Here is a 22,306-nt window from a genome sequence, read left to right on the forward strand (position 1 = left end):
CGGGCTATGCCTGCAGCCTTTTTGAGTGTTGATCCGTGAGTGATTTGAGTCATATCCGCAATTTCTCCATCATCGCCCACATTGACCATGGCAAGTCGACGCTGGCCGATCGCTTCATCCAGATGTGCGGCGGCCTGGCCGAGCGTGAAATGGAAGCCCAGGTACTGGATTCCATGGATCTGGAGCGTGAACGCGGGATCACCATCAAGGCCCACAGCGTTACCCTCTATTACACCGCCAAAGACGGCATCAAGTATCAGCTGAACTTCATTGACACCCCGGGCCACGTCGACTTCACCTACGAAGTCAGCCGTTCCCTGGCCGCGTGTGAAGGTGCCTTGCTGGTGGTCGATGCGGGTCAGGGTGTTGAAGCCCAGTCCGTGGCCAACTGCTACACCGCCATCGAGCAGGGCCTTGAGGTCATGCCGGTGCTGAACAAGATCGACCTGCCGCAGGCTGATCCTGAGCGCGTCAAGGACGAGATCGAGAAGATCATCGGCATCGACGCCACCGACGCCGTCACCTGCAGTGCCAAAACCGGCCTGGGTGTCGACGAAGTGCTCGAGCGCCTTGTGCAGACCATTCCTGCGCCGACCGGCAACATCGAAGATCCGCTGCAAGCGTTGATCATCGATTCCTGGTTCGACAACTACCTGGGCGTTGTCTCCCTGGTGCGCGTGCGTCATGGTCGCGTGAAGAAGGGCGACAAGATCCTCGTCAAGTCCACCGGCAAGATCCACCTGGTCGACAGCGTTGGCGTGTTCAACCCGAAACACACCGCCACCGCTGACCTCAAGGCCGGCGAAGTGGGCTTCATCATTGCCAGCATCAAGGACATTCACGGTGCACCGGTCGGTGACACCCTGACCCTGAGCTCGACCCCGGACGTTGAAGTGCTGCCCGGCTTCAAACGCATCCAGCCGCAGGTTTACGCCGGTCTGTTCCCGGTCAGCTCCGACGACTTCGAGGATTTCCGCGAAGCGCTGCAGAAGCTGACCCTCAACGACTCGTCGCTGCAATACACCCCGGAAAGCTCCGACGCACTGGGCTTCGGCTTCCGTTGCGGGTTCCTCGGCATGCTGCACATGGAAATCATCCAGGAGCGCCTTGAGCGCGAGTACAACCTGGACCTGATCACCACGGCGCCGACGGTAATCTTCGAGCTGGTGCTGAAAACCGGTGAAACGATTTACGTCGACAACCCGTCCAAGCTGCCGGATGTGTCGTCGATCGAAGACATGCGCGAGCCGATCGTGCGCGCCAACATTCTGGTGCCGCAGGAACACTTGGGCAACGTCATCACCCTGTGCATCGAGAAGCGTGGCGTTCAAGTCGACATGCTGTTCCTCGGCAATCAGGTGCAAGTCACTTACGACCTGCCGATGAACGAAGTGGTCCTGGACTTCTTCGACCGTCTCAAATCCACCAGCCGTGGCTATGCTTCGCTGGATTACCATTTCGATCGTTACCAATCGGCTAATCTGGTGAAACTGGACGTGCTGATCAACGGCGACAAGGTCGATGCCCTTGCATTGATCGTGCACCGTGACAACTCGCACTACAAAGGTCGCCAGTTGACCGAGAAGATGAAAGAACTGATTCCTCGTCAGATGTTCGACGTAGCCATTCAGGCCGCCATCGGTGGTCAGATCGTTGCCCGGACAACCGTCAAGGCGCTCAGAAAGAACGTATTGGCCAAATGCTACGGTGGTGACGTCAGCCGTAAGAAGAAACTGCTCGAGAAGCAAAAGGCCGGTAAGAAACGCATGAAGCAGGTCGGCAACGTGGAAATTCCACAAGAAGCCTTCCTTGCCGTGCTCAGGTTGGATAGTTAGGTCCTATGTCACTAAATTTCCCGCTGTTGCTGGTCATCGCCGTGTTCGTCTGCGGCCTGTTGGCGTTGCTTGATCTGTTGATCCTGGCACCGCGTCGGCGTGCTGCCATTGCCTCTTATCAAGGCAGCGTCAGCCAGCCTGACGGGGTGGTCGTTGAAAAACTGAATAAAGAGCCGCTGCTGGTCGAATACGGCAAGTCGTTCTTCCCGGTGTTGTTCATCGTGCTGGTACTGCGCTCGTTCCTCGTGGAGCCGTTCCAGATCCCTTCGGGCTCGATGAAACCGACCTTGGATGTCGGCGACTTCATTCTGGTGAACAAGTTTTCTTACGGGATCCGCCTGCCGGTGATCGACAAGAAAATCATCGAAGTCGGTGATCCGCAGCGCGGCGATGTGATGGTGTTCCGCTACCCGAGCGATCCGAACGTCAACTACATCAAGCGTGTAGTGGGGCTGCCGGGTGACACGGTGCGTTACACCGCCGACAAGCGTCTGTTTGTGAACGGCGAGTCGATTGCCGAGCAGATGGTCGGCGCCGAGCCGGGCACGCTGGGCAGCGCCGAACTGTACAAAGAGAAACTGGGCGCCGCCGAGCATCTGATCCGCAAGGAAATGAGCCGCTACCGCGCCACGCCGGATCGCTCGTGGACAGTGCCTGCCGGGCACTACTTCATGATGGGCGACAACCGCGACAACTCGAATGACAGTCGCTACTGGGATGATCCGAACATTCCCAAGGATCTGCTGGGCATGGTTCCCGACCAGAATATCGTCGGCAAGGCCTTCGCGGTCTGGATGAGCTGGCCAGAACCGAAACTCAGTCACCTGCCGAATTTCTCGCGGGTTGGCCTGATCAAGTAATCACACACGGCGCTGTTGACCACAGCGCCGAATGCATTTCTGGAGTCGGCACAATCGGCTTCGCAATCGCCAGGATTTAATTTTTGAACACAGCGTTAATTGTCCCAGGCCTGCGCCGCATCCCGGCGATGGCAGTGGAATCCAGCCACGAACTCAGCGTGGGTAAACCGTGAGCGTTTCTCTAAGCCGTCTCGAGCGTCAGCTCGGTTACACCTTCAAGGACCAGGAGCTGATGCTGCTGGCTCTGACGCACCGCAGTTTTGCCGGGCGCAACAACGAACGCCTGGAATTCCTTGGCGATGCCATCCTCAACTTCGTTGCCGGCGAGGCGCTGTTCGATCGCTTCCCGCTGGCCCGCGAAGGCCAGTTGTCGCGTTTGCGCGCACGTTTGGTAAAAGGTGAGACGCTGGCCGTACTGGCGCGCGGTTTCGACCTTGGCGATTACCTGCGACTGGGTTCCGGCGAGTTGAAAAGCGGCGGTTTCCGTCGCGAATCGATTCTGGCCGACGCCCTCGAAGCCTTGATCGGCGCGATCTATCTCGACGCCGGCATGGACATGGCGCGTGAGCGCGTGCTGGCCTGGCTGGCCGGTGAGTTCGAAGGCCTGACGCTGGTCGACACCAACAAGGATCCGAAAACCCGCCTGCAGGAACACCTGCAATCGCGCGGTTGCGATCTGCCACGCTACGAAGTGGTAGATATCCAGGGCGAGCCGCACTGCCGAACCTTCTTCGTCGAGTGCGAAGTTGTCTTACTGAATGAAAAAAGCCGAGGTCAGGGTGTGAGCCGTCGTATTGCCGAACAGGTAGCGGCCGCCGCAGCACTGATTGCCCTGGGCGTGGAGAATGGCAATGACTGATACAAACGCAACTCGCTGTGGCTATGTTGCCATCGTCGGCCGTCCCAACGTTGGCAAGTCCACGTTGCTGAACCACATCCTTGGCCAGAAGCTCGCGATCACTTCGCGCAAGCCGCAGACCACTCGCCACAATATGCTCGGGATCAAAACCGAAGGTGACGTGCAGGCGATCTACGTCGACACCCCCGGCATGCACAAGGGTGGCGAAAAGGCCCTGAACCGCTACATGAACAAAACCGCTTCGGCGGCGTTGAAAGACGTCGACGTGGTGATCTTCGTGGTCGATCGCACCAAGTGGACCGACGAAGACCAGATGGTTCTTGAACGCGTGCAGTACGTGACGGGTCCGCTGATCGTCGCGCTGAACAAGACCGACCGCATCGAAGACAAAGCCGAGCTGATGCCGCACCTGAGCTGGTTGCAGGAACAACTGCCGAACGCGCAGATCATTCCGATTTCGGCGCAACACGGTCACAACCTCGACGCGCTGGAAAAGGTCATTGCCGATCATCTGCCGGAGAACGATCACTTCTTCCCGGAAGACCAGATCACCGACCGCAGCAGCCGTTTCCTCGCCGCTGAACTGGTGCGCGAGAAAATCATGCGCCAGATGGGCGCTGAGCTGCCGTACCAGATCACCGTCGAGATCGAAGAGTTCAAGCAGCAGGGCAAAACCCTGCACATCCACGCCTTGATCCTCGTTGAACGTGACGGCCAGAAGAAGATCATCATTGGCGACAAGGGCGAGCGCATCAAACGCATCGGCACCGAAGCGCGCAAGGACATGGAGCTGCTGTTCGACTCCAAGATCATGCTCAACCTGTGGGTCAAGGTGAAGGGCGGCTGGTCCGACGACGAGCGTGCGCTGCGTTCGCTGGGTTACGGCGACCTGTAAGCGATTCGAAGATCAAAAGATCGCAGCCTTCGGCAGCTCCTACAATGTCTTGTTTACACCTGTAGGAGCTGCCGAAGGCTGCGATCTTTTTTGCAATCCCGACCGGGAAAAACGTCATGTCGCAAAACCCGCCTCCTGCCCAACCCGCCTACGTCCTGCATTCTCGCGCCTACCGCGAAACCAGTGCGTTGGTGGATTTCCTCACGCCGCAAGGTCGGCTGCGGGCGGTGTTGCGCAGTGCGCGGGGCAAGGCCGGGACATTGGCGCGGCCGTTCGTGTCGCTGGAAGTGGAGTTCCGCGGCAAGGGCGAGCTGAAGAATGTCGGGCGCATGGAGGGTTCTGGCACCTCTGCCTGGCTCAACGGCGAAGCGCTGTTCAGCGGTCTCTATCTCAATGAGTTGCTGATTCGTTTGCTGCCCGCTGAAGACCCGCATCCGGGCGTATTCGATCACTACGCCGCGACTTTGCTAGCGCTGGCTGAAGGTCGACCGCTGGAGCCATTGCTGCGCTCCTTCGAGTGGCGACTGTTGGACGATCTCGGTTACGGCTTTTCGTTGAATACCGACGTCCATGGCGAGCCCGTCGCGCCAGACGGTCTCTATCGTCTGCAAGTGGATGCGGGGCTTGAACGGGTTTTCCTGCTGCAGCCGGGCCTGTTCAACGGCGTCGAATTACTGGCCATGGCCGAAGCCGACTGGACCGCGCCCGGTGCGCTGTCCGCCGCCAAGCGCTTGATGCGGCAGGCCTTGGCCGTTCATTTGGGCGGTCGCCCTCTCGTCAGTCGTGAGCTGTTTCGCAAGCCCTAAGGGTCTGTTTACGTCTGGAAGCGGCGCAACGGGCGCTGGCTGTGCGCAGGGCCGCGTTGCTCGGAACTCATTTGGCGCAACCAAACTTCGTTCCTCGCGCCTTGCCCTGCACTCAGCCAGCATCCCGTTGCCGCCGCGCCCAGACGTAAACAGACCCTTCACCGTGTATGCTGTGCGCCGAATCTTTTTCTTCAGGAGCGCGCATCCGTGACCACCAGTAATCGCATTCTTCTTGGCGTGAACATCGACCACGTCGCCACCCTGCGTCAGGCCCGTGGCACGCGCTACCCGGATCCGGTCAAGGCTGCGCTGGACGCGGAAGAGGCGGGCGCTGATGGCATTACCGTGCACCTGCGTGAAGACCGCCGGCACATTCAAGAGCGCGACGTACTGCTGCTCAAGGATGTGCTGCAAACCCGCATGAACTTTGAAATGGGCGTTACCGAAGAAATGATGGCGTTCGCCGAACGCATCCGTCCGGCACACATTTGCCTGGTCCCGGAAACCCGTCAGGAACTGACCACTGAAGGCGGTCTGGATGTAGCGGGGCAGGAAGAGCGCATCAAGGCAGCAGTTGAACGTCTGTCGAAGATCGGCAGCGAAGTGTCGCTGTTCATCGATGCCGACGAGCGTCAGATAGCGGCGTCGAAGCGTGTTGGCGCTCCAGCCATCGAGTTGCACACCGGTCGTTACGCCGATGCCGAAACCCCGACCGAAGTGGCTGAAGAATTGAAGCGTGTGGCGGACGGTGTGGCGTTTGGTTTGGCCCAAGGGCTGATCGTTAACGCGGGTCACGGCTTGCATTACCACAACGTTGAAGCCGTAGCGGCAATCAAGGGTATCAACGAACTGAACATCGGCCATGCGCTGGTGGCACATGCGTTGTTCGTCGGCTTCAAGTCTGCAGTATCGGAAATGAAGGCGCTGATTCTGGCGGCCGCTCTCAAGGGCTAAGATCAAAAGATCGCAGCCTTCGGCAGCTCCTACAGGTGTACGCATAACCCTGTAGGAGCTGCCGAAGGTTGCGATCTTATGCTTTTAAAGCGGGGCAGGTTCTTGCGCGGGTTTTGACTTGTCGATGCCGGGCACATGCAAATTGCCTTCAGCCACTTGATCACCCTCAAGCTGCGGCTGCGTCACCCAGGTCAAAATGTCGTAGTAACGACGGATGTTCGCCACAAAATGCACCGGCTCGCCGCCTCGGGCGTAGCCATAACGCGTCTTGCTGTACCACTGCTTCTGGGAAAGGCGCGGTAGGATCTTCTTCACGTCCAGCCATTTGTCCGGGTTCAACCCTTCCTTGGCCGTCAGCTTGCGCGCGTCATCCAGATGACCGCTGCCGACGTTGTACGCCGCCAGGGCGAACCACGTGCGATCCGGTTCCTTGATCGAATCGTCGAGCTGGTCCTTCATATAAGCCAGGTACTTGGCGCCGCCCATGATGCTCTGCTTCGGATCGAGGCGGTTGGACACACCCATCGCCTGAGCGGTGTTCTGTGTGAGCATCATCAGGCCGCGCACACCGGTTTTCGAGGTGACGGTCGGCTGCCACAGCGATTCCTGATAACCAATGGCTGCCAGCAGGCGCCAGTCGACTTTCTCTTTCTTCGCGTAATTCTTGAAGTGCTGTTCGTATTTCGGCAGGCGCTGCTGCAAGTGCTGGGCGAAGGTCGTGGCACCCATGTAGCCGAGGACATCGACGTGGCCGTAATAACGATCCTTCAAGCGTTGCAGGGTGCCGTTCTTCTGCACCTTGTCCAGATACGCGTTGATTTCGTTGAGCAGGCTATTGTCTTCTCCCGGGCCGACCGCCCAGCTCTGGCTGCGCGCATCGCCAAGGTCGAAGGCCACGCGAATATTGGTGAAATACACCTGGTTCATCGCCACTTCGTTGGAGTCGACCAGGGTCAGGTCAATCTGCCCTTCATCGACCATGCGCAGCAGGTCGACCACTTCAACCGCATCGGACTCTTCATATTCAATGCCGGGGAATTTCTTTTTCAGCTCCGCCAGTTGTTCGGCATGGGTACTGCCTTTGAGCACCATAATCTTCTTGCCGACCAGATCACCCGGGTCGGTCGGCCGCGACTGGCCGTTGCGATAGATGATCTGCGGGGTGACTTCAAGGTAGGAGTGCGAGAAGCGCACCTGTTTCTTGCGCTGTTCGCTGCTGACCAGACCGGCGGCAGCCAGCACCGGGCCATTCGGTTTGCCGATCTGGTCGAACAGGTCGTCGAGGTTGTCGGCGGTCTCGATCTTCAGCTCGACACCCAAATCGTCGGCGAAGCGCTTCACCAGCTCGTATTCGAAGCCGGTTTCACCGCTGCGATCCTGAAAGTAGGTGGCGGGGCTGTTACGGGTAATCACCCGCAGCACACCATCCTCCTTTACGCGCTCGAGTGTGTTGGGTTTATCAACACAGCCACCGAGCATCAGGAAGAGTCCGGTTGCGATCAGCCATTTGGCGTACCGCGGACGCAAAGCCGTTGGGAAAAACATCTGCGCAGTATACGCAAACGGCCACGGGCGCCATATCTCGACAGTGCAGGGCGAGTCTGCTAGCGATCACAAAACCGGACGAAACCCCACAGAAACGGGCCTTTACGGCTTTTTGTTACAGTAAAAATAAGCGGCCTCTGAATGGTTGATTTACCTGACTCTGAAGTCGGAAACACAGATTGATACCCGAGTGCAACCGTGCGTAGCGTTTCGGGTGATGTTGAGGGCGGTTTAGGCTAGAATGCACGGCCTCAAAGCACACCCCTTCCCGAGGCTGTCCCGAAGATGTTGATCCTGCGCGGCGCTCCTGCCCTTTCTGCCTTTCGCCACAGCAAACTCCTTGAGCAACTGAGCCAGAAGGTTTCAGCTGTCAGTGGCCTGTATGCTGAATTCGCTCACTTCGCCGAAGTCACCGGCGTCCTGACCGGCGACGAACAGCAGGTGCTAGCGCGCCTTCTGAAGTACGGCCCAAGCGTTCCGGTACAAGAGCCGACCGGTCGTCTGTTTCTGGTGTTGCCGCGTTTCGGCACCATCTCGCCATGGTCGAGCAAGGCCAGCGACATCGCCCGCAACTGCGGCCTGAGCAAGATCCAGCGTCTGGAGCGCGGTATCGCCTTCTACGTTGCCGGTCAGTTCAGCGAAGCCGAAGCCCAGCAGATTGCCGATGTACTGCATGACCGCATGACGCAAATCGTGCTGGCCAACCTCGAACAGGCCGCCGGTCTGTTCAGCCACGCCGAGCCGAAGCCGCTGACTGCAATCGACATCCTTGGTGGTGGTCGCGCCGCGCTGGAAAAAGCCAACACCGAGCTGGGCCTGGCCCTGGCCGAAGACGAGATCGACTATCTGGTCAACGCCTTCAACGGCCTCAAGCGCAACCCGCACGACATCGAACTGATGATGTTCGCCCAGGCCAACTCCGAGCACTGCCGCCACAAGATCTTCAACGCCAGTTGGGATATTGATGGCGAGAACCAGGAAAAAAGCCTGTTCGGCATGATCAAGAACACCTACGTGATGCACAGCGAAGGCGTTCTGTCGGCTTATAAGGACAACGCCTCGGTGATCGTCGGCAACGTTGCCGGCCGTTTCTTCCCGAATCCTGAAACCCGCCAGTACGGCGCGGTGCAGGAGCCGGTGCACATCCTGATGAAGGTTGAAACCCACAACCACCCGACCGCGATCGCTCCGTTCCCGGGCGCGTCGACCGGTTCCGGTGGCGAGATCCGTGATGAAGGTGCAACCGGTCGTGGCGCCAAGCCAAAAGCCGGCCTGACCGGTTTCACCGTGTCCAATCTGCAGATCCCGGGCTTCGAACAGCCGTGGGAAGTGCCGTACGGCAAGCCTGAGCGCATCGTTACCGCGCTGGATATCATGATCGAAGGCCCGCTCGGCGGCGCCGCGTTCAACAACGAATTCGGTCGTCCGGCCCTGACTGGCTACTTCCGTACCTTCGAACAGTCGATCACCACCCCGCACGGTGACGAAGTTCGCGGTTACCACAAGCCGATCATGTTGGCTGGCGGCATGGGCAACATCCGTGAAGAGCACGTCAAGAAAGGCGAGATCGTCGTTGGCTCCAAGCTGATCGTCCTCGGCGGCCCGGCGATGCTCATCGGTCTGGGCGGCGGCGCGGCCTCCTCGATGGCCACCGGCACCAGCTCGGCGGATCTCGACTTCGCTTCCGTGCAGCGTGAAAACCCTGAAATGGAGCGTCGCTGCCAGGAAGTCATCGACCGTTGCTGGCAACTGGGTGACAAGAACCCGATCAGCTTCATCCACGACGTCGGCGCGGGCGGTCTGTCCAACGCCTTCCCGGAGCTGGTCAACGACGGCGACCGCGGTGGTCGTTTCGAACTGCGCAACATTCCAAACGACGAGCCGGGCATGGCCCCGCACGAAATCTGGTCCAACGAATCCCAGGAACGTTACGTTCTGGCGGTCGGCCCGGAAGACTTCGAGCGCTTCCAGGCGATCTGCGAACGCGAGCGCTGCCCGTTTGCAGTAGTCGGTGAAGCCACCGCTGAACCGCAACTGACCGTGACCGACAGCCACTTCGGCAACAACCCGGTGGACATGCCGCTGGAAGTGTTGCTGGGCAAAGCCCCGCGCATGCACCGTTCGGTGGTTCGTGAAGCCGAGCTGGGCGATGACTTCGATCCGTCGAACCTCGACATCACCGAATCCATCGAGCGCGTTCTGCATCACCCGGCCGTGGCGAGCAAGAGCTTCCTGATCACCATCGGCGACCGCACCATCACCGGCCTGGTTGCCCGTGACCAAATGGTCGGCCCGTGGCAGGTTCCGGTGGCTGACGTTGCCGTCACCGCCACCAGTTTCGACGTTTACACCGGTGAAGCCATGGCGATGGGCGAGCGCACTCCGCTGGCATTGCTGGATGCTCCGGCGTCGGGCCGCATGGCCATCGGCGAAACCCTGACCAATATCGCTGCTTCGCGCATCAACAAGATCTCCGACATCAAACTGTCGGCGAACTGGATGTCCGCTGCCGGCCACCCGGGCGAAGACGCGCGTCTGTACGACACCGTGAAAGCGGTCGGTATGGAGCTGTGTCCTGAGCTGGGCATCACCATTCCGGTGGGCAAGGACTCGATGTCCATGGCCACTCGCTGGAACGATAACGGCGAAGAAAAAACCGTGACCTCGCCGATGTCGCTGATCGTGACCGGTTTCGCGCCAGTGGCTGACATCCGTCAGACCCTGACCCCGGAACTGCGCATGGACAAAGGCACCACCGACCTGATCCTGATCGACCTCGGTCGCGGTCAGAACCGTATGGGCGCTTCGATCCTTGCACAGGTACACGGCAAGCTCGGCAAACACGCGCCGGACGTCGATGACGCCGAAGACCTGAAAGCCTTCTTCGCGGTGATCCAGGGCCTCAACGCCGACGGTCACCTGCTGGCTTACCACGACCGTTCCGACGGTGGTCTGCTGACTTCTGTAGTGGAAATGGCCTTCGCCGGCCACTGCGGTCTGAGCCTGAACCTCGACAGCGTTGCCGAGTCCTCGTCCGAAATCGCTGCGATCCTGTTCAACGAAGAACTGGGTGCGGTGATCCAGGTTCGTCAGGACGCCACGCCAGACATCCTCGCGCAATTCAGCGCGGCCGGTCTGGGCGACTGCGTGTCGGTGATCGGTCAGCCGATCAACAATGGCCAGATCAACATCACCTTCAACGGTGACACCGTGTTCGAAGGCCAGCGTCGTCTGCTGCAACGTACCTGGGCTGAAACCAGCTACCAGATCCAGCGTCTGCGTGACAACGCCGACTGCGCCGAGCAAGAGTTCGACGTGCTGCTGGAAGAAGACAACCCGGGCCTGAGCGTCAAGCTCAGCTACGACGTCAACCAGGACATCGCCGCGCCTTACATCAAGAAAGGCATCCGCCCACAGGTTGCCGTGCTGCGTGAGCAGGGCGTCAACGGTCAGGTGGAAATGGCTGCCGCGTTCGACCGTGCCGGTTTCAACGCGATCGACGTGCACATGAGCGACATTCTCGCCGGCCGTGTCGACCTGAACGAGTTCAAAGGTCTGGTGGCCTGCGGTGGTTTCTCCTACGGCGACGTGCTCGGCGCCGGTGAGGGCTGGGCCAAATCGGCACTGTTCAACAGCCGCGCCCGCGATGCGTTCCAAGGCTTCTTCGAGCGTAACGACAGCTTCACCCTCGGCGTGTGCAACGGTTGCCAGATGATGTCCAACCTGCACGAGCTGATCCCGGGCAGCGAGTTCTGGCCGCACTTCGTGCGCAACCGTTCCGAGCAGTTCGAAGCGCGCGTGGCGATGGTTCAGGTTCAGGAATCGAACTCGATCTTCCTGCAGGGCATGGCCGGTTCGCGTATGCCGATCGCCATTGCTCACGGTGAAGGTCACGCCGAATTCTCCAGCGAAGAAGCACTGCTGGAAGCCGATCTGTCGGGTTGCGTGGCGATGCGTTTTGTCGACAACCACGGCAAGGTCACCGAGCGTTATCCGGCCAACCCGAACGGCTCGCCGCGCGGGATTACCGGTCTCACCAGCCGTGATGGCCGTGTGACGATCATGATGCCGCACCCGGAGCGTGTGTTCCGTGCCGTGCAGAACTCGTGGCGTTCGGAAGACTGGAACGAAGATGCACCGTGGATGCGCATGTTCCGTAACGCGCGCGTCTGGGTTAACTAAGGCCTGTGTACAAGCTCGCTTTTTTTGTTCCCGACAGTCATGTCGAGGTGGTCAAAGAGGCTGTGTTCGCTGCCGGTGGTGGGCGAATCGGTGACTATGACCACTGTGCGTGGCAGGTGCTTGGGTCTGGCCAGTTTCGACCTTTGGACGGCAGTCAGCCGTTCATTGGTGAAGCGGGGCAGATCGAGCGGGTTGAGGAATGGAAGGTTGAGCTGGTGGTGGCGGATGAGTTGATCGTTGCTGCTGTAGCGGCGTTGAAGCTCAGTCATCCCTACGAGACACCGGCTTATGAGGTGTGGCGGCTGGAAGATTTCTGATCTTTCTTGCTGCTTAAACAGGAAACCCGCAGATGAGTGATTGTCTGCGGGTTTTTTGTTGTCCGCGATTTTTTGTGCGATGGGGTTCCAATGTGGGAGCGGGCTTGCTCGCGAAGGCTCCGGATCAGGCAATGATGTGCTGGCTGACCGGGTACATATCCGTTGCTGCGGTAACGGCTGCTTAGGGTTCCGCCCTTACGGCGGGTCACCTTTTCCAAACGCCGAAAAGGTAACCCAAAAGGCTTGCCCCAACGTTCGGCCCACTCGCTAAGGCTCGGGGTTCCTTCGCTCCGGGACTCATCCGGGGGCATCGCCTCCGGTTTGCTTCGCTGCACCTCCTCTCGATGTGTTCGACTTCGTCGAACGGCGCTGCGCGCCCACCCCCGGATGAATCCCTCCGCTCAGCCTGCCGACGGGGCCGGTGGATCAAGATCAAGAGCGGCAGCCGAGCTTGCGCTCATCCTGTTGAGTGGGGCGGCTTTGCCGCTTGGGTTGGACTCACATTGACGCTCTTGGGGGCGCCTGACAGCCGACCAATCTCCGAGGGGGTATTCGTTCCCCTGTAGGAGCTGCCGAAGGCTGCGATCTTTTGATTTTGATTTTGCTTTTGATGTTGAAACGTCAAAGTCCAAAGATCGCAGCCTTCGGCAGCTCCTACACGAGGGAGGCGATTCGCGTTGTTTAATTGGATGTGAGATCACCAGAACCTTCCCACAAGGTTTTCAGGTTGTCCGTCGGACGTCGGATCTCTAGTCTTTGGCTGTCACTGAATCTTCAGTGATCGGGTGTGAGAACTCGGGTAAGTGTCATTCCAGCGCCAGTAGTCCCATAATTGCCGCCAGCTGATTCGCTGCTGCATTGTTATGGCGGCTATGTGCGGGCGGACTTCGGTCCGGCCGGAGGTTTGCTGGTCCTTGCCCGGTTTCTCACCCCGCACATAGTTGCCACCCACTCGCCGCGTGAGAAACGGTATTTGGATGGCTCCAATCAGTAAGGACCGATCCATGACCAAGCCCGTCCCCGATCCACCCGAAACCAAAACCCCACTCGAAGAAGCCCTGCGCGCCGAAGAGCAGGCCCGCAACCGTGAAGCCATCAAACGTGCCCTCGACTTCTACCTGTGCCCCGAACCCGCAAAGCCCCGCCGACCAAGCACCATGTTCATGGTCTGCCCCCAGGTCGACACCGAAAGCCTGCTCGCCCACGCCTGCGAATCTTTCTCCTCGGCAAGCACCGCCGCCAGCAACTTCGCCAATGAGCTAAGCGGTTCTCAGCGCAGCACGGTGTTAGGCATCCAGCAAATCGTCATGCTCGCCGAATTGGCGGTAAACCGAGCGCTGGATCGAGTCGATCCACAAACCTGACGTCCGCTTCATCGTTCATCGCTAGCAGGCTGGCTCGCACAGTTTGAAATACATTTCCTCTGTGGGGGCTTGGCTTGCCAGCGATGGTGGCCTGCCAGCCGACCAATCTCTAACTGAATGCAAACAAAACCAATGGAGTGAGCCTGCTTGGGGTTAGGCTGGCCAAATCATCAATGATTACGGTAAGTCTTACCTCGCCGCGTTCATCCGATGCTTCTTCTGATGGATCCTCTCTTTCTGCCTTACTCAAACGACCTTACAAGACTGATGAAAAACTCATCCCACGTGAGCGCTTTGTCGTTGTCGACGTCATGACGTTGATGAAACTGGTCCAATTCGTCGGCGAGCTTGGTCGGGTTGGAGTAGTTACTCATGGCATCGTAAAGCTCATTGAATGACACCTTTCCGTCGTTGTTTGCGTCATAGCGTTTGAAGTCACTGTCGAACTTCTCTATCACCTGCCAACTGATCGTTTTTCTGCCAGCCACGTCGTTCACGTAATCCGTGAGGAATTCAAACCAGGTGATCTCATTGTTGTTGTCGAGGTCAAGCTCCTTAATTGCCTCTGCCAACGTTTCGGGTGAGGTGTAAGGCTCCATCGCCTGTTCATATTCGCGAACGGTGAGCTTACCATCTTGATTTTGGTCATATCTGACGAAGTCTTTTCGCAGGTTTTCCAGTGTTTCGACGGTAATGGTCATCTCGTTATCTCCTATAAGTTAAAGAGTTCAAGGCGACGACAACTGGTGAGTACTGCCTCTGGCGGACAAGTTATAAACAGAAAGCAAATGAACACAACTGTCAGACCTGACAGTTGACAGTGCCGACAATGTGGGGCCAGCCGAGCTAACGCTCATCCTGTTTGAGTGGTGTGTGATCGACTTGGGTTTTGTGCTGGATCGCCCCTCATCGGAACGCCGCCCGCCCAGCCCTCTCCCTCGGTCAGTCCCTCCTACCTCAGGGAGAGGGTTAGGTGAGGGGGGGGGGCGGGCGTTTAGAAATGTTCGGACTTACCAGAACCTTCCCACAAGGTTTTCAGGTTGTCCGTCGGACGTCGGGTCTCTAGTCTTTGGCTGTCACCGCAAATCGGTGATCGGGTGTGAGAACCCGGTAAGAGGTTTTAATCAAACGTCAGTAGCACCATAATCGCCGCCAGCTCATTTGCTGCCGGTAATGTTCTATGGCGGCTGTGTGCGGGCGGACTTCGGTTCGGCCGGGTTGATCTCTTACCGGTTTCTCACTCCGCACATAGCTGCCACCTCTTCGTCGCGTGAGAAACGACCAGTGATGGCTTCAATCATTTGATTAGAGATCATTGCAATGAACAAGCCCGTACCCGATTGTAGTGGTCTAATGAAACCGGACACCCATTTAGGCGAGAATGCTCGCCAGATAGAGGTGTCTGATGACCAAACAACGTCGTTCTTTTTCCGCTGAATTCAAACGCGAGGCCGCAGGCCTCGTGCTCGATCAAGGCTATAGCCATATCGAAGCCAGCCGCTCGCTTGGTGTGGTTGAGTCCGCGTTGCGCCGCTGGGTTAATCAGCTTCAGCAGGAGCGCACTGGCGTTACTCCGCAGAGTAAAGCGCTGACGCCAGAGCAACAGAAAATCCAGGAATTGGAAGCTCGAATCGCTCGACTTGAGCGGGAGAAATCCATTTTAAAAAAGGCTACCGCGCTCTTGATGTCGGAAGAGCACGAGCGCACGCGCTGATTGATCAACTGAGCCCCCAAGAGCCGGTTGATTGGCTTTGCGCAGTCTTTGATGTCACTCGTTCGTGTTACTACGCCCACCGTCTCAGGCGCCGAACTCCAGACGTTGAGCGGCTTCGGTTGCGCAGCCGGGTTAACGAACTGTTTACGCAAAGTCGAAGCGCCGCCGGTAGCCGCAGCATCGTGTCGATGATGCAGGAAGACGGCGAGCAAATTGGGCGGTTCAAGGTGCGAGGCCTGATGCGGGAACTGGAGTTGGTCAGTAAACAACCTGGATCACATGCCTACAAACAAGCGACGGTTGAGCGGCCCGACATTCCGAACATATTGAATCGAGAGTTTGATGTGCCGGCGCCGAATCAGGTTTGGTGTGGCGACATCACCTACATCTGGGCTCAAGGGAAATGGCATTACCTAGCTGTGGTTATGGATCTTTACGCGCGCCGAGTGGTGGGCTGGGCGCTGTCGAACAAGCCGGATGCGGATCTGGTCATCAAGGCGTTGGACATGGCTTACGAGCAGCGTGGCAAGCCTCAAGGGCTTTTGTTTCACTCGGATCAGGGCTCGCAATATGGCAGTCGCCAGTTTCGCCAACGGCTTTGGCGTTACCGCATGCGCCAAAGCATGAGCCGTCGTGGAAACTGTTGGGATAACGCGCCGATGGAGCGTGTGTTTCGCAGCCTGAAAACTGAATGGATACCGACCGTGGGCTACATGACAGCTCAAGAAGCGCACCGCGACATCAGTCATTACCTGATGCATCGGTACAACTGGATTAGACCGCACCAATTCAACAACGGACTGGCCCCAGCTCAGGCCGAGAAAAAACTTAACGTCGTGTCCGGGATTAGTTGACCACTACAGATCCACCCGAAACCAAAACCCCACTCGAAGAAGCCCTGCGCGCCGAAGAGCAGGCCCGCAACCGTGAAGCCATCAAGCGCGCCCTCGACTTCTACCTGTGCCCCGAACCCGCAAAGCCCCGGCGACCAAGCACCATGTTCATGGTCTGCCCCCAGGTCGACACCGAAAGCCTGCTCGCCCACGCCGTTGAGTCGTTGGCCAGCGCAAGCAACGCCGCCAGCAACTTCGCCAATGAGCTAAGCGGTTCGCAGCGCAGTACGGCTTTAGGCATCCAGCAAATCGTCATGCTCGCCGAACTGGCAGTAAATCGAGCGCTGGATCGAGTCGACCCACAAACCTGACGAGCGCGTCATCGTTCACCGCCAGCAGGCTGGCTCCCACAGTTGAAACGCATTCTCTTGTGGGAGCTGGCTTGCCAGCGATGAGGCACTGACAGGCGTCAGACGAGTTTCAGAGCGTCAGCAAACTCGGGAAATTTCCTACCATTCTTTCAGGTTGTCCCTCGGAAGTCGCATCCATACCTTGATCTGTCTCTGGCAAACAGCGAGCTGGGTAACAGGTTGTATCGCGTGAGCCATCGACATGACTCTGAGGTTCAAAAATGGAATTGCTACCCGTAGTCACTCCCCGCATCAACACGAATACTGCCTTGGGGAAGGCATTGGTTTCGATGTTCAAATCAGTCGAAGCAGAATTGACGCAGGAAAATACCGATCCGGGGGCAGTCAAAATCATCGTCTTTGGTGGTTGCGCCGTACATCTCTACACAAATCATCGTATTTCCATGGATGTCGATGCGGAGATTTATGAAGCTTGCCTTCCGCCAGGGTTCGACCTTCAAGCGCTTCTAGCTCAAGTTCCGGAGCCTTTTATCGACGAACGCTCCGCTCGAGTGATGGAGCTGAACTACGACCTTCAATACAACACTAGTTTTGGCCCGATCCATGAAGACTACTGGGTGCGAAGTATTCCCATGACTGAGTTTCCGGAGACGTCCCCGCTCCAGATTCACATCGCTGCTCCGGTGGATATTGCAATTACAAAACTTGGCAGGGCTACCGATCACGACGTTGCGGACATCAAGGCGCTTCTCAGAGCCGGTTTCATTCTGACGAGTGATTTCCGGCGTCTGGCATTGCAAGCAATTGATGTATATGTTGGCAACAAAGAGCAACCTGCCTCAGTGCTCTTCAATATCTTGCAGGACTACCTGGAGGAACCAGATGTCGAACTCTCTTGATGATCATGTCCTCTCTTCGGCATTGGATACGTTGGTCAGAAGACCGCTGGATCAAGCCGATGGGACGGCGCTGGTCGATGCAGCCAAAGAGGTCTGGTATTCAAAATCCGATCTTGAGAGTGAGATATCAACATTTCTCAAGTTTCACAGCGATGAAGTCGAGCTGCGGCGAGCAGCTTATCTGCTGGAGCGATTTACACGTTTCGCATGTGTATCGGATAGCCGCGTGTTGGAAACGCTCCATGCACTCGAGCTTTTCAACGCCAAAACACCCAAGCAACACGTCGTTTCTCAACCAGCTGTTTTATTACGCAATCGCCGCGACGAGTTGGCGGTTGCTTGGGGTTTGACGGAAAGTCTGGGTTTGAAGATTCAGGCGCTCATGCCGTACCAGACTCGGCATTACGAGGCGGAACAGCGCGCAAGAATGTCCTGAACTTGAGCAGCATGAAAAAACCCGGCCAACGCCGGGTTTTTGTATCAGTTGTTTCGAGTAGAGCCTGATGTAAAGGCTCAAACCTTGGCACTGACCTCACTGCGATTGACCAACGCCTCAAGCGCTCCGCTCAAACTCGCAGCCTTGTCACCCACCAGCAAATGCCAAACGCCACCTTCCAACTGGCTGACACCCTGACAACCCAATTCCTTCAACTGCGCCTCGGACAACGCCTTGCCATCTGCCAGCAGCAAGCGAATCCGGCTCATGGCAATGCAGTCCAGTTGCAGCACATTGTCGCCACCGCCCAGTGCATTCAGCCATTGCTGAGCTTCAGAACCCGCGACCACAACCGCTTTCGGTTCATCGACAACCGCAACAGGCTCAGCAAGAACCGCACGGCCCACCGCCGGCATCGCCAGGCGAATCTCATCTGCAATGCTGTCGGCCAGCGGCCCGACCACCACCTGCAAACTTCCACCTTTGCCCGGACGCACAACTGCCATCGCACCCAGCGCTTTCAAATCGGCATCGGAGGCCTTGTTGCGATCGACCATCTCCAGTCGCAGACGGGTAGTGCAGGCGCCAACGGTCAGCAGATTCTCCGCACCACCGAGGGCTTTGATGTAAGCACCGGCTCGTTGGTTTTCGGTGAGGACGGCTTTCTCAGCGGTCGCCACATCCTCACGCCCCGGCGTCTTCAGATTGAAGCGACGAATACAGAAATCAAACACCGCGTAATACACCACGGCATAGGCCAGCCCGACCGGGATCACCAGCCAGCCGTTGGTCGAACGACCCCAGCCCAGGACCATGTCGATAAAGCCGCCGGAGAAGGTGAAGCCGAGGTGAATGTTCAGCGCATTGGTAATCGCCATCGACAACCCGGTCAGCAGCGCATGCAGCAAATACAACAGCGGCGCCAGAAACATGAAGGCGAATTCGATCGGCTCGGTCACCCCGGTCAAAAACGAAGTCAAAGCCATCGACAGGAAAATCCCGCCCATCACTTTGCGGCGTTCCGGCAGGGCGTTGCGGTACATCGCCAGACACGCCGCCGGCAGGCCGAAGATCATCATCGGGAACATGCCGGTCATGAACTGGCCGCCCTTCGGATCACCGGCGAAGTAGCGCGACAGGTCGCCGGTCACCAATGCCCCGGTAGTTGGGTCGGTGAAGTTGCCGAACACAAACCACGCCATGTTGTTGAGGATGTGGTGCAGTCCGGTGACGATCAGCAGGCGGTTGAACACGCCAAACACGAACGCGCCAATGCTGCCGCTTTCCATCATCAGCGCGCCGAAGGCGTTGATGCCGTGCTGGATCGGCGGCCAGATATAACCGAACACCACGCCCAGACCGACCGCCGCGAACCCGGTGACAATCGGCACAAACCGTCGACCACCAAAGAATGCGAGGTACTCCGGCAGCTTGATGTCCTTGAAGCGGTTGTACAGCGCGCCGGCCATCAGGCCGCTGACGATACCGGCGAGCATGCCCATGTTGATGGTTGAATCGAGCACCTTGAGCGTGGAGATCATCACCAGATAACCGATTACCCCGGCCAGACCGGCAGTACCGTTGTTGTCCTTGGCAAAACCGACCGCGATGCCGATGGCGAAGATCATTGCCAGGTTGGCGAAGATCACTTGACCGGCGTCGTGGATGATCGCGATGTTCAGCAGGTCGGTGTCACCCAGCCGCAGCAGCAGGCCGGCAATCGGCAGGATCGCGATCGGCAGCATCAGCGCGCGGCCGAGGCGTTGCAGGCCTTCGATAAAGAGTTGATACATGGCGTTTGTCCTTGTTGTTTTTGTTAGCGCAGTGGCCAATGTTGATGACAGGCGTGGCGCACGGCGGCGGCGCTGCTCAGCTTGAGCAGGTCGCGGCTGAGGCGCTGGCATTCGGCTTCGTGCACCTGGCGCACGCGATCCTTGATTTCACCGATTTGCACCGGGCTGACCGACAATTCGGTAACGCCCAGACCAATCAGTACCGGCGTCGCCAGCGGGTCGGAGGCGAGGGCGCCGCAGACGCCGACCCAACGCTTGTGGACTGCCGCGCCTTCGCAGGTCATGGCGATCAGGCGCAATAGCGCGGGGTGCAAGGCGTCGACCCGTGCGGCGAGACCGGCGTGATCGCGATCCATGGCCAAGGTGTATTGCGACAAGTCGTTGGTGCCGATCGAGAGGAAGTCGGCGTGTTCGGCGAGTTGTTCGGCTTGCAGAGCGGCGGCGGGGACTTCGATCATCACGCCGATTTCCGGGCGCTGACTGACACCGAGTTCCAGGCACAGCGCATCGACGCGTTGACGAATGTGCAGCAGTTCGTCGACCTCAGTGACCATCGGCAACAGGATCCGGCAGCGGCGCAGCGGGCTGACTTGCAGCAGCGCGCGCAGTTGCTGATCGAGGATCTCCGGGCGAGCCTGAGCCAGACGAATGCCGCGCAGACCGAGCACCGGGTTGGCTTCGATGGGCAGCGGCAGGTAGTCGAGTTGTTTATCGCCGCCGACGTCGATGGTGCGGATGATCACCGAGTGTTCGCCCATCGCATCCAGTACGCCTTGATAGGCCGCACGCTGTTCTTCGACATCCGGAGCGGTCTGACGATCAACGAAGAGGAACTCGGTGCGCAGCAAACCGACGCCATCGGCACCATTGGCAAAGGCGTCTGCGGCTTCAGCGCTGGAGGCGACGTTGGCGACGACTTCGATAGTCACGCCATTGCGGGTTTCTGCAGGCAGGTGAGCCTTGGCTTGCTGTGCGTCGCGGCGTTGCTGACGATCAATTTGCGCCTGCTGAACTTCAGCCAGACGTTCGGCATTCGGCGTCAGTTCGAGGCGTCCACCGTCGGCATCGAGCACCACCGCTTGGCCTTGCGGCTGATCAAGCAAGGCCGAACCCAACGCCACCATGCACGGCAGACCTTTGCCACGCGCGAGAATCGCCACGTGCGAGGTCGCACCACCCTCGGCCATGCATAACCCGGCAACGCCTTGCGCGCTGAGTTGCAGCAGATCCGAGGGTGTCAGTTCGTGAGCGGCAACAATGGCGCCGGCCGGCACGTCGTAATGCCATGCTTCGCCGAGCAATGCCCGCAACACGCGTTGCTTGAGGTCGCGCAGATCGTTGGCGCGCTCAGCCAGCAGCGCGCTGCCGGTGTGTTGCAGGACTTCGCACTGCACATCGATCGACTGGCTCCACGCGTGAGTCGCCGCAGTGCCTTGTTCGATGGCTTGCTGCGCGGCGTCGAGCAGCGCTGGATCTTCCAGCAGTGCCAGATGCGCGGCGAAGATCGCTTCTTCATCGGCGTTCTTGTGTGTTTTCGCTTGGGCGAGGGTGCCGTCGATTTCTCTCCTTACTTGAGTCAGCGCCGTCTCAAGAATCTGCAGTTGTTGCAGCGGATCATGATGACCGGCATCCGCCGGCAAACTGATCGCGTTCAAGCGAAAGAGCGGCCCGCCGACCAGTCCGGGCGCGGCGCACACACCGTGCAGCACACCTGCTTCGGCGGGGCGTTTAAGAGGCGCAATACTGACCGGCGCCACCGCGTGATGATCATCCGGCAGCGCCGTGGCCAACGCGGTGAGCAACGCTTGCAACGCTGCTTCAGCGTCCGTGCCCTGACAACTGACTTGCACTTCATCCTGCTCGCCAACCGCCAGGCCCATCAAACCGATCAGGCTGTTGCACGGCGCCGATTTGCCAGCGAAGTGCAGTTGCGACTGGCTTTTGAAAGCTTGCGCAGTTTGCCGAATCAGCGCAGCGGGGCGGGCATGCAAACCACCGCGATGAGCCACCAGCACATGACCATGAACCTCAGGTCCGCCGACCTCCGCGACATTCGCCGCCACGCTGTTACGCGCAACAATGTGCAATAGCGGCTCGCCAACCTTCACCGCTTTCAGCGTAATCGGCCGCACTTGAAAATCCTGGCTGTTGGTCAGGATCAACAGGCTGACCAGGCTTTTGCATTGCTGGCCGACCTTGTCCAGGTCATAGCGCAACAACGGCTGACCCTTGCTGACGCGGGTGCCATCCTTGACCAGCATCGAGAAGCCTTCGCCGTTCAGTTCAACGGTGTCGAGACCCAGATGCAAAAGGATTTCCGCGCCATTGTCGGCACGCACGGTGAGGGCGTGGCCGGTGCGCGCGACGTGGATGATCACCCCGGCACACGGCGAATACAGCGTGTCGTTGATCGGGTCGATGGCAATGCCGTCGCCCATCGCGCCGCTGGCGAACACCGCGTCCGGGACTTTGGCGAGCGTGAGCACCGGGCCGCTGAGCGGGGCGCTGAGGGTCAGCTCTTTATTGTTGTTGTGCATGGCTCGGTCTCATCGGTTAAATCTCGGTTCGATGTCCCTGTAGGAGCTGCCGAAGGCTGCGATCTTTTGATCTTGTTTTTTTGGATCAAAATCAAAAGATCGCAGC

General features: G+C 58.6%; 17 protein-coding genes. 13 read left to right on the forward strand and 4 right to left on the reverse strand.

From position 1 onward, the window contains the following. Window positions 1-35: 35 nt before the first annotated feature. The 6 genes from lepA (at window position 36) to pdxJ (ending at window position 6,209) form a co-directional block, all read left to right on the forward strand. Complete coding sequence (gene lepA, locus AC3IUF_RS05130; protein ID WP_007909029.1) at window positions 36-1,835, forward strand: translation elongation factor 4; 1,800 nt, start codon at window positions 36-38, stop codon at window positions 1,833-1,835. A 5-nt stretch (window positions 1,836-1,840) separates the two neighbouring features. Further along, window positions 1,841-2,695 carry a signal peptidase I gene (gene lepB / locus AC3IUF_RS05135; protein WP_007909027.1) on the forward strand — a complete coding sequence of 285 codons (855 nt, stop codon included), beginning with the start codon at window positions 1,841-1,843 and terminating at the stop codon, window positions 2,693-2,695. 169 nt (window positions 2,696-2,864) lie between these two features. Then, entirely contained in the window at window positions 2,865-3,554 is a 690-nt protein-coding gene (rnc, locus tag AC3IUF_RS05140) for a ribonuclease III (protein ID WP_016986099.1), read from the forward strand. After that, on the forward strand, window positions 3,547-4,449 hold the full coding sequence (gene era, locus AC3IUF_RS05145) for a GTPase Era (RefSeq protein ID WP_007909024.1): 903 nt from the start codon (window positions 3,547-3,549) through the stop codon (window positions 4,447-4,449). The genes rnc and era overlap by 8 nt, the downstream gene beginning before the upstream one ends. A gap of 116 nt (window positions 4,450-4,565) precedes the next feature. Next, window positions 4,566-5,255 (forward strand): DNA repair protein RecO, encoded by a 690-nt coding sequence (gene recO, locus AC3IUF_RS05150; RefSeq protein ID WP_095112584.1) that lies wholly within the window; start codon window positions 4,566-4,568, stop codon window positions 5,253-5,255. Window positions 5,256-5,462: 207 nt separating this feature from the next. Beyond that, a complete protein-coding gene (gene pdxJ, locus AC3IUF_RS05155) occupies window positions 5,463-6,209 on the forward strand; it encodes a pyridoxine 5'-phosphate synthase (protein ID WP_047292711.1) in 747 nt (248 codons plus the stop codon). Between the two features lie 84 nt (window positions 6,210-6,293). Here pdxJ and mltF read toward each other — a convergent pair whose 3' ends face one another. Beyond that, window positions 6,294-7,754, reverse strand: a complete 1,461-nt coding sequence (gene mltF / locus AC3IUF_RS05160) for a membrane-bound lytic murein transglycosylase MltF (protein WP_081498726.1) — start codon at window positions 7,752-7,754, stop codon at window positions 6,294-6,296. A gap of 285 nt (window positions 7,755-8,039) precedes the next feature. Between mltF and purL the strand changes: the two genes are divergently transcribed. From purL to AC3IUF_RS05175, 3 genes are all read left to right on the forward strand, one after another. Further along, window positions 8,040-11,936, forward strand: coding sequence for a phosphoribosylformylglycinamidine synthase (gene purL / locus AC3IUF_RS05165; protein ID WP_123375702.1), 3,897 nt, complete (start codon window positions 8,040-8,042; stop codon window positions 11,934-11,936). Window positions 11,937-11,941: 5 nt separating this feature from the next. Next, a complete protein-coding gene (locus tag AC3IUF_RS05170; RefSeq protein WP_489280555.1) occupies window positions 11,942-12,253 on the forward strand; it encodes an NGG1p interacting factor NIF3 in 312 nt (103 codons plus the stop codon). A gap of 1,004 nt (window positions 12,254-13,257) precedes the next feature. Further along, window positions 13,258-13,617, forward strand: a complete 360-nt coding sequence (locus AC3IUF_RS05175; protein ID WP_489280557.1) for a DUF6124 family protein — start codon at window positions 13,258-13,260, stop codon at window positions 13,615-13,617. A 242-nt stretch (window positions 13,618-13,859) separates the two neighbouring features. Here the strand turns inward: AC3IUF_RS05175 and AC3IUF_RS05180 are convergent, their stop codons facing one another. Continuing rightward, window positions 13,860-14,318 carry an EF-hand domain-containing protein gene (locus tag AC3IUF_RS05180; protein ID WP_489280558.1) on the reverse strand — a complete coding sequence of 153 codons (459 nt, stop codon included), beginning with the start codon at window positions 14,316-14,318 and terminating at the stop codon, window positions 13,860-13,862. 704 nt (window positions 14,319-15,022) lie between these two features. Between AC3IUF_RS05180 and AC3IUF_RS05185 the strand changes: the two genes are divergently transcribed. The 4 genes from AC3IUF_RS05185 to AC3IUF_RS05200 all read left to right on the forward strand — a co-directional run bounded on the left by AC3IUF_RS05185 (window position 15,023) and on the right by AC3IUF_RS05200 (window position 17,870). Further along, a protein-coding gene (locus AC3IUF_RS05185) for an IS3 family transposase (RefSeq protein WP_489278830.1) occupies window positions 15,023-16,185 on the forward strand; the annotation gives its coding sequence in 2 pieces (ribosomal slippage) (window positions 15,023-15,278 and window positions 15,278-16,185; 1,164 coding nt in all). Beyond that, window positions 16,182-16,535 carry a DUF6124 family protein gene (locus tag AC3IUF_RS05190; RefSeq protein ID WP_489280559.1) on the forward strand — a complete coding sequence of 118 codons (354 nt, stop codon included), beginning with the start codon at window positions 16,182-16,184 and terminating at the stop codon, window positions 16,533-16,535. Before AC3IUF_RS05185 ends, AC3IUF_RS05190 begins: the two co-directional genes overlap by 4 nt. A 260-nt stretch (window positions 16,536-16,795) precedes the next feature. Continuing rightward, window positions 16,796-17,434, forward strand: a complete 639-nt coding sequence (locus tag AC3IUF_RS05195) for a DUF6036 family nucleotidyltransferase (RefSeq protein WP_463542443.1) — start codon at window positions 16,796-16,798, stop codon at window positions 17,432-17,434. Further along, entirely contained in the window at window positions 17,418-17,870 is a 453-nt protein-coding gene (locus tag AC3IUF_RS05200; protein ID WP_267799193.1) for a hypothetical protein, read from the forward strand. Before AC3IUF_RS05195 ends, AC3IUF_RS05200 begins: the two co-directional genes overlap by 17 nt. A 77-nt stretch (window positions 17,871-17,947) precedes the next feature. Here the strand turns inward: AC3IUF_RS05200 and nagE are convergent, their stop codons facing one another. Together nagE and ptsP are read right to left on the reverse strand one after the other, a co-directional pair. Then, window positions 17,948-19,663 (reverse strand): N-acetylglucosamine-specific PTS transporter subunit IIBC, encoded by a 1,716-nt coding sequence (nagE, locus tag AC3IUF_RS05205; protein ID WP_489280560.1) that lies wholly within the window; start codon window positions 19,661-19,663, stop codon window positions 17,948-17,950. Between the two features lie 23 nt (window positions 19,664-19,686). After that, complete coding sequence (gene ptsP, locus AC3IUF_RS05210; protein WP_489280561.1) at window positions 19,687-22,200, reverse strand: phosphoenolpyruvate--protein phosphotransferase; 2,514 nt, start codon at window positions 22,198-22,200, stop codon at window positions 19,687-19,689. Window positions 22,201-22,306: the final 106 nt, after the last annotated feature.

The organism is Pseudomonas sp. KH_040 (assembly GCF_057839305.1).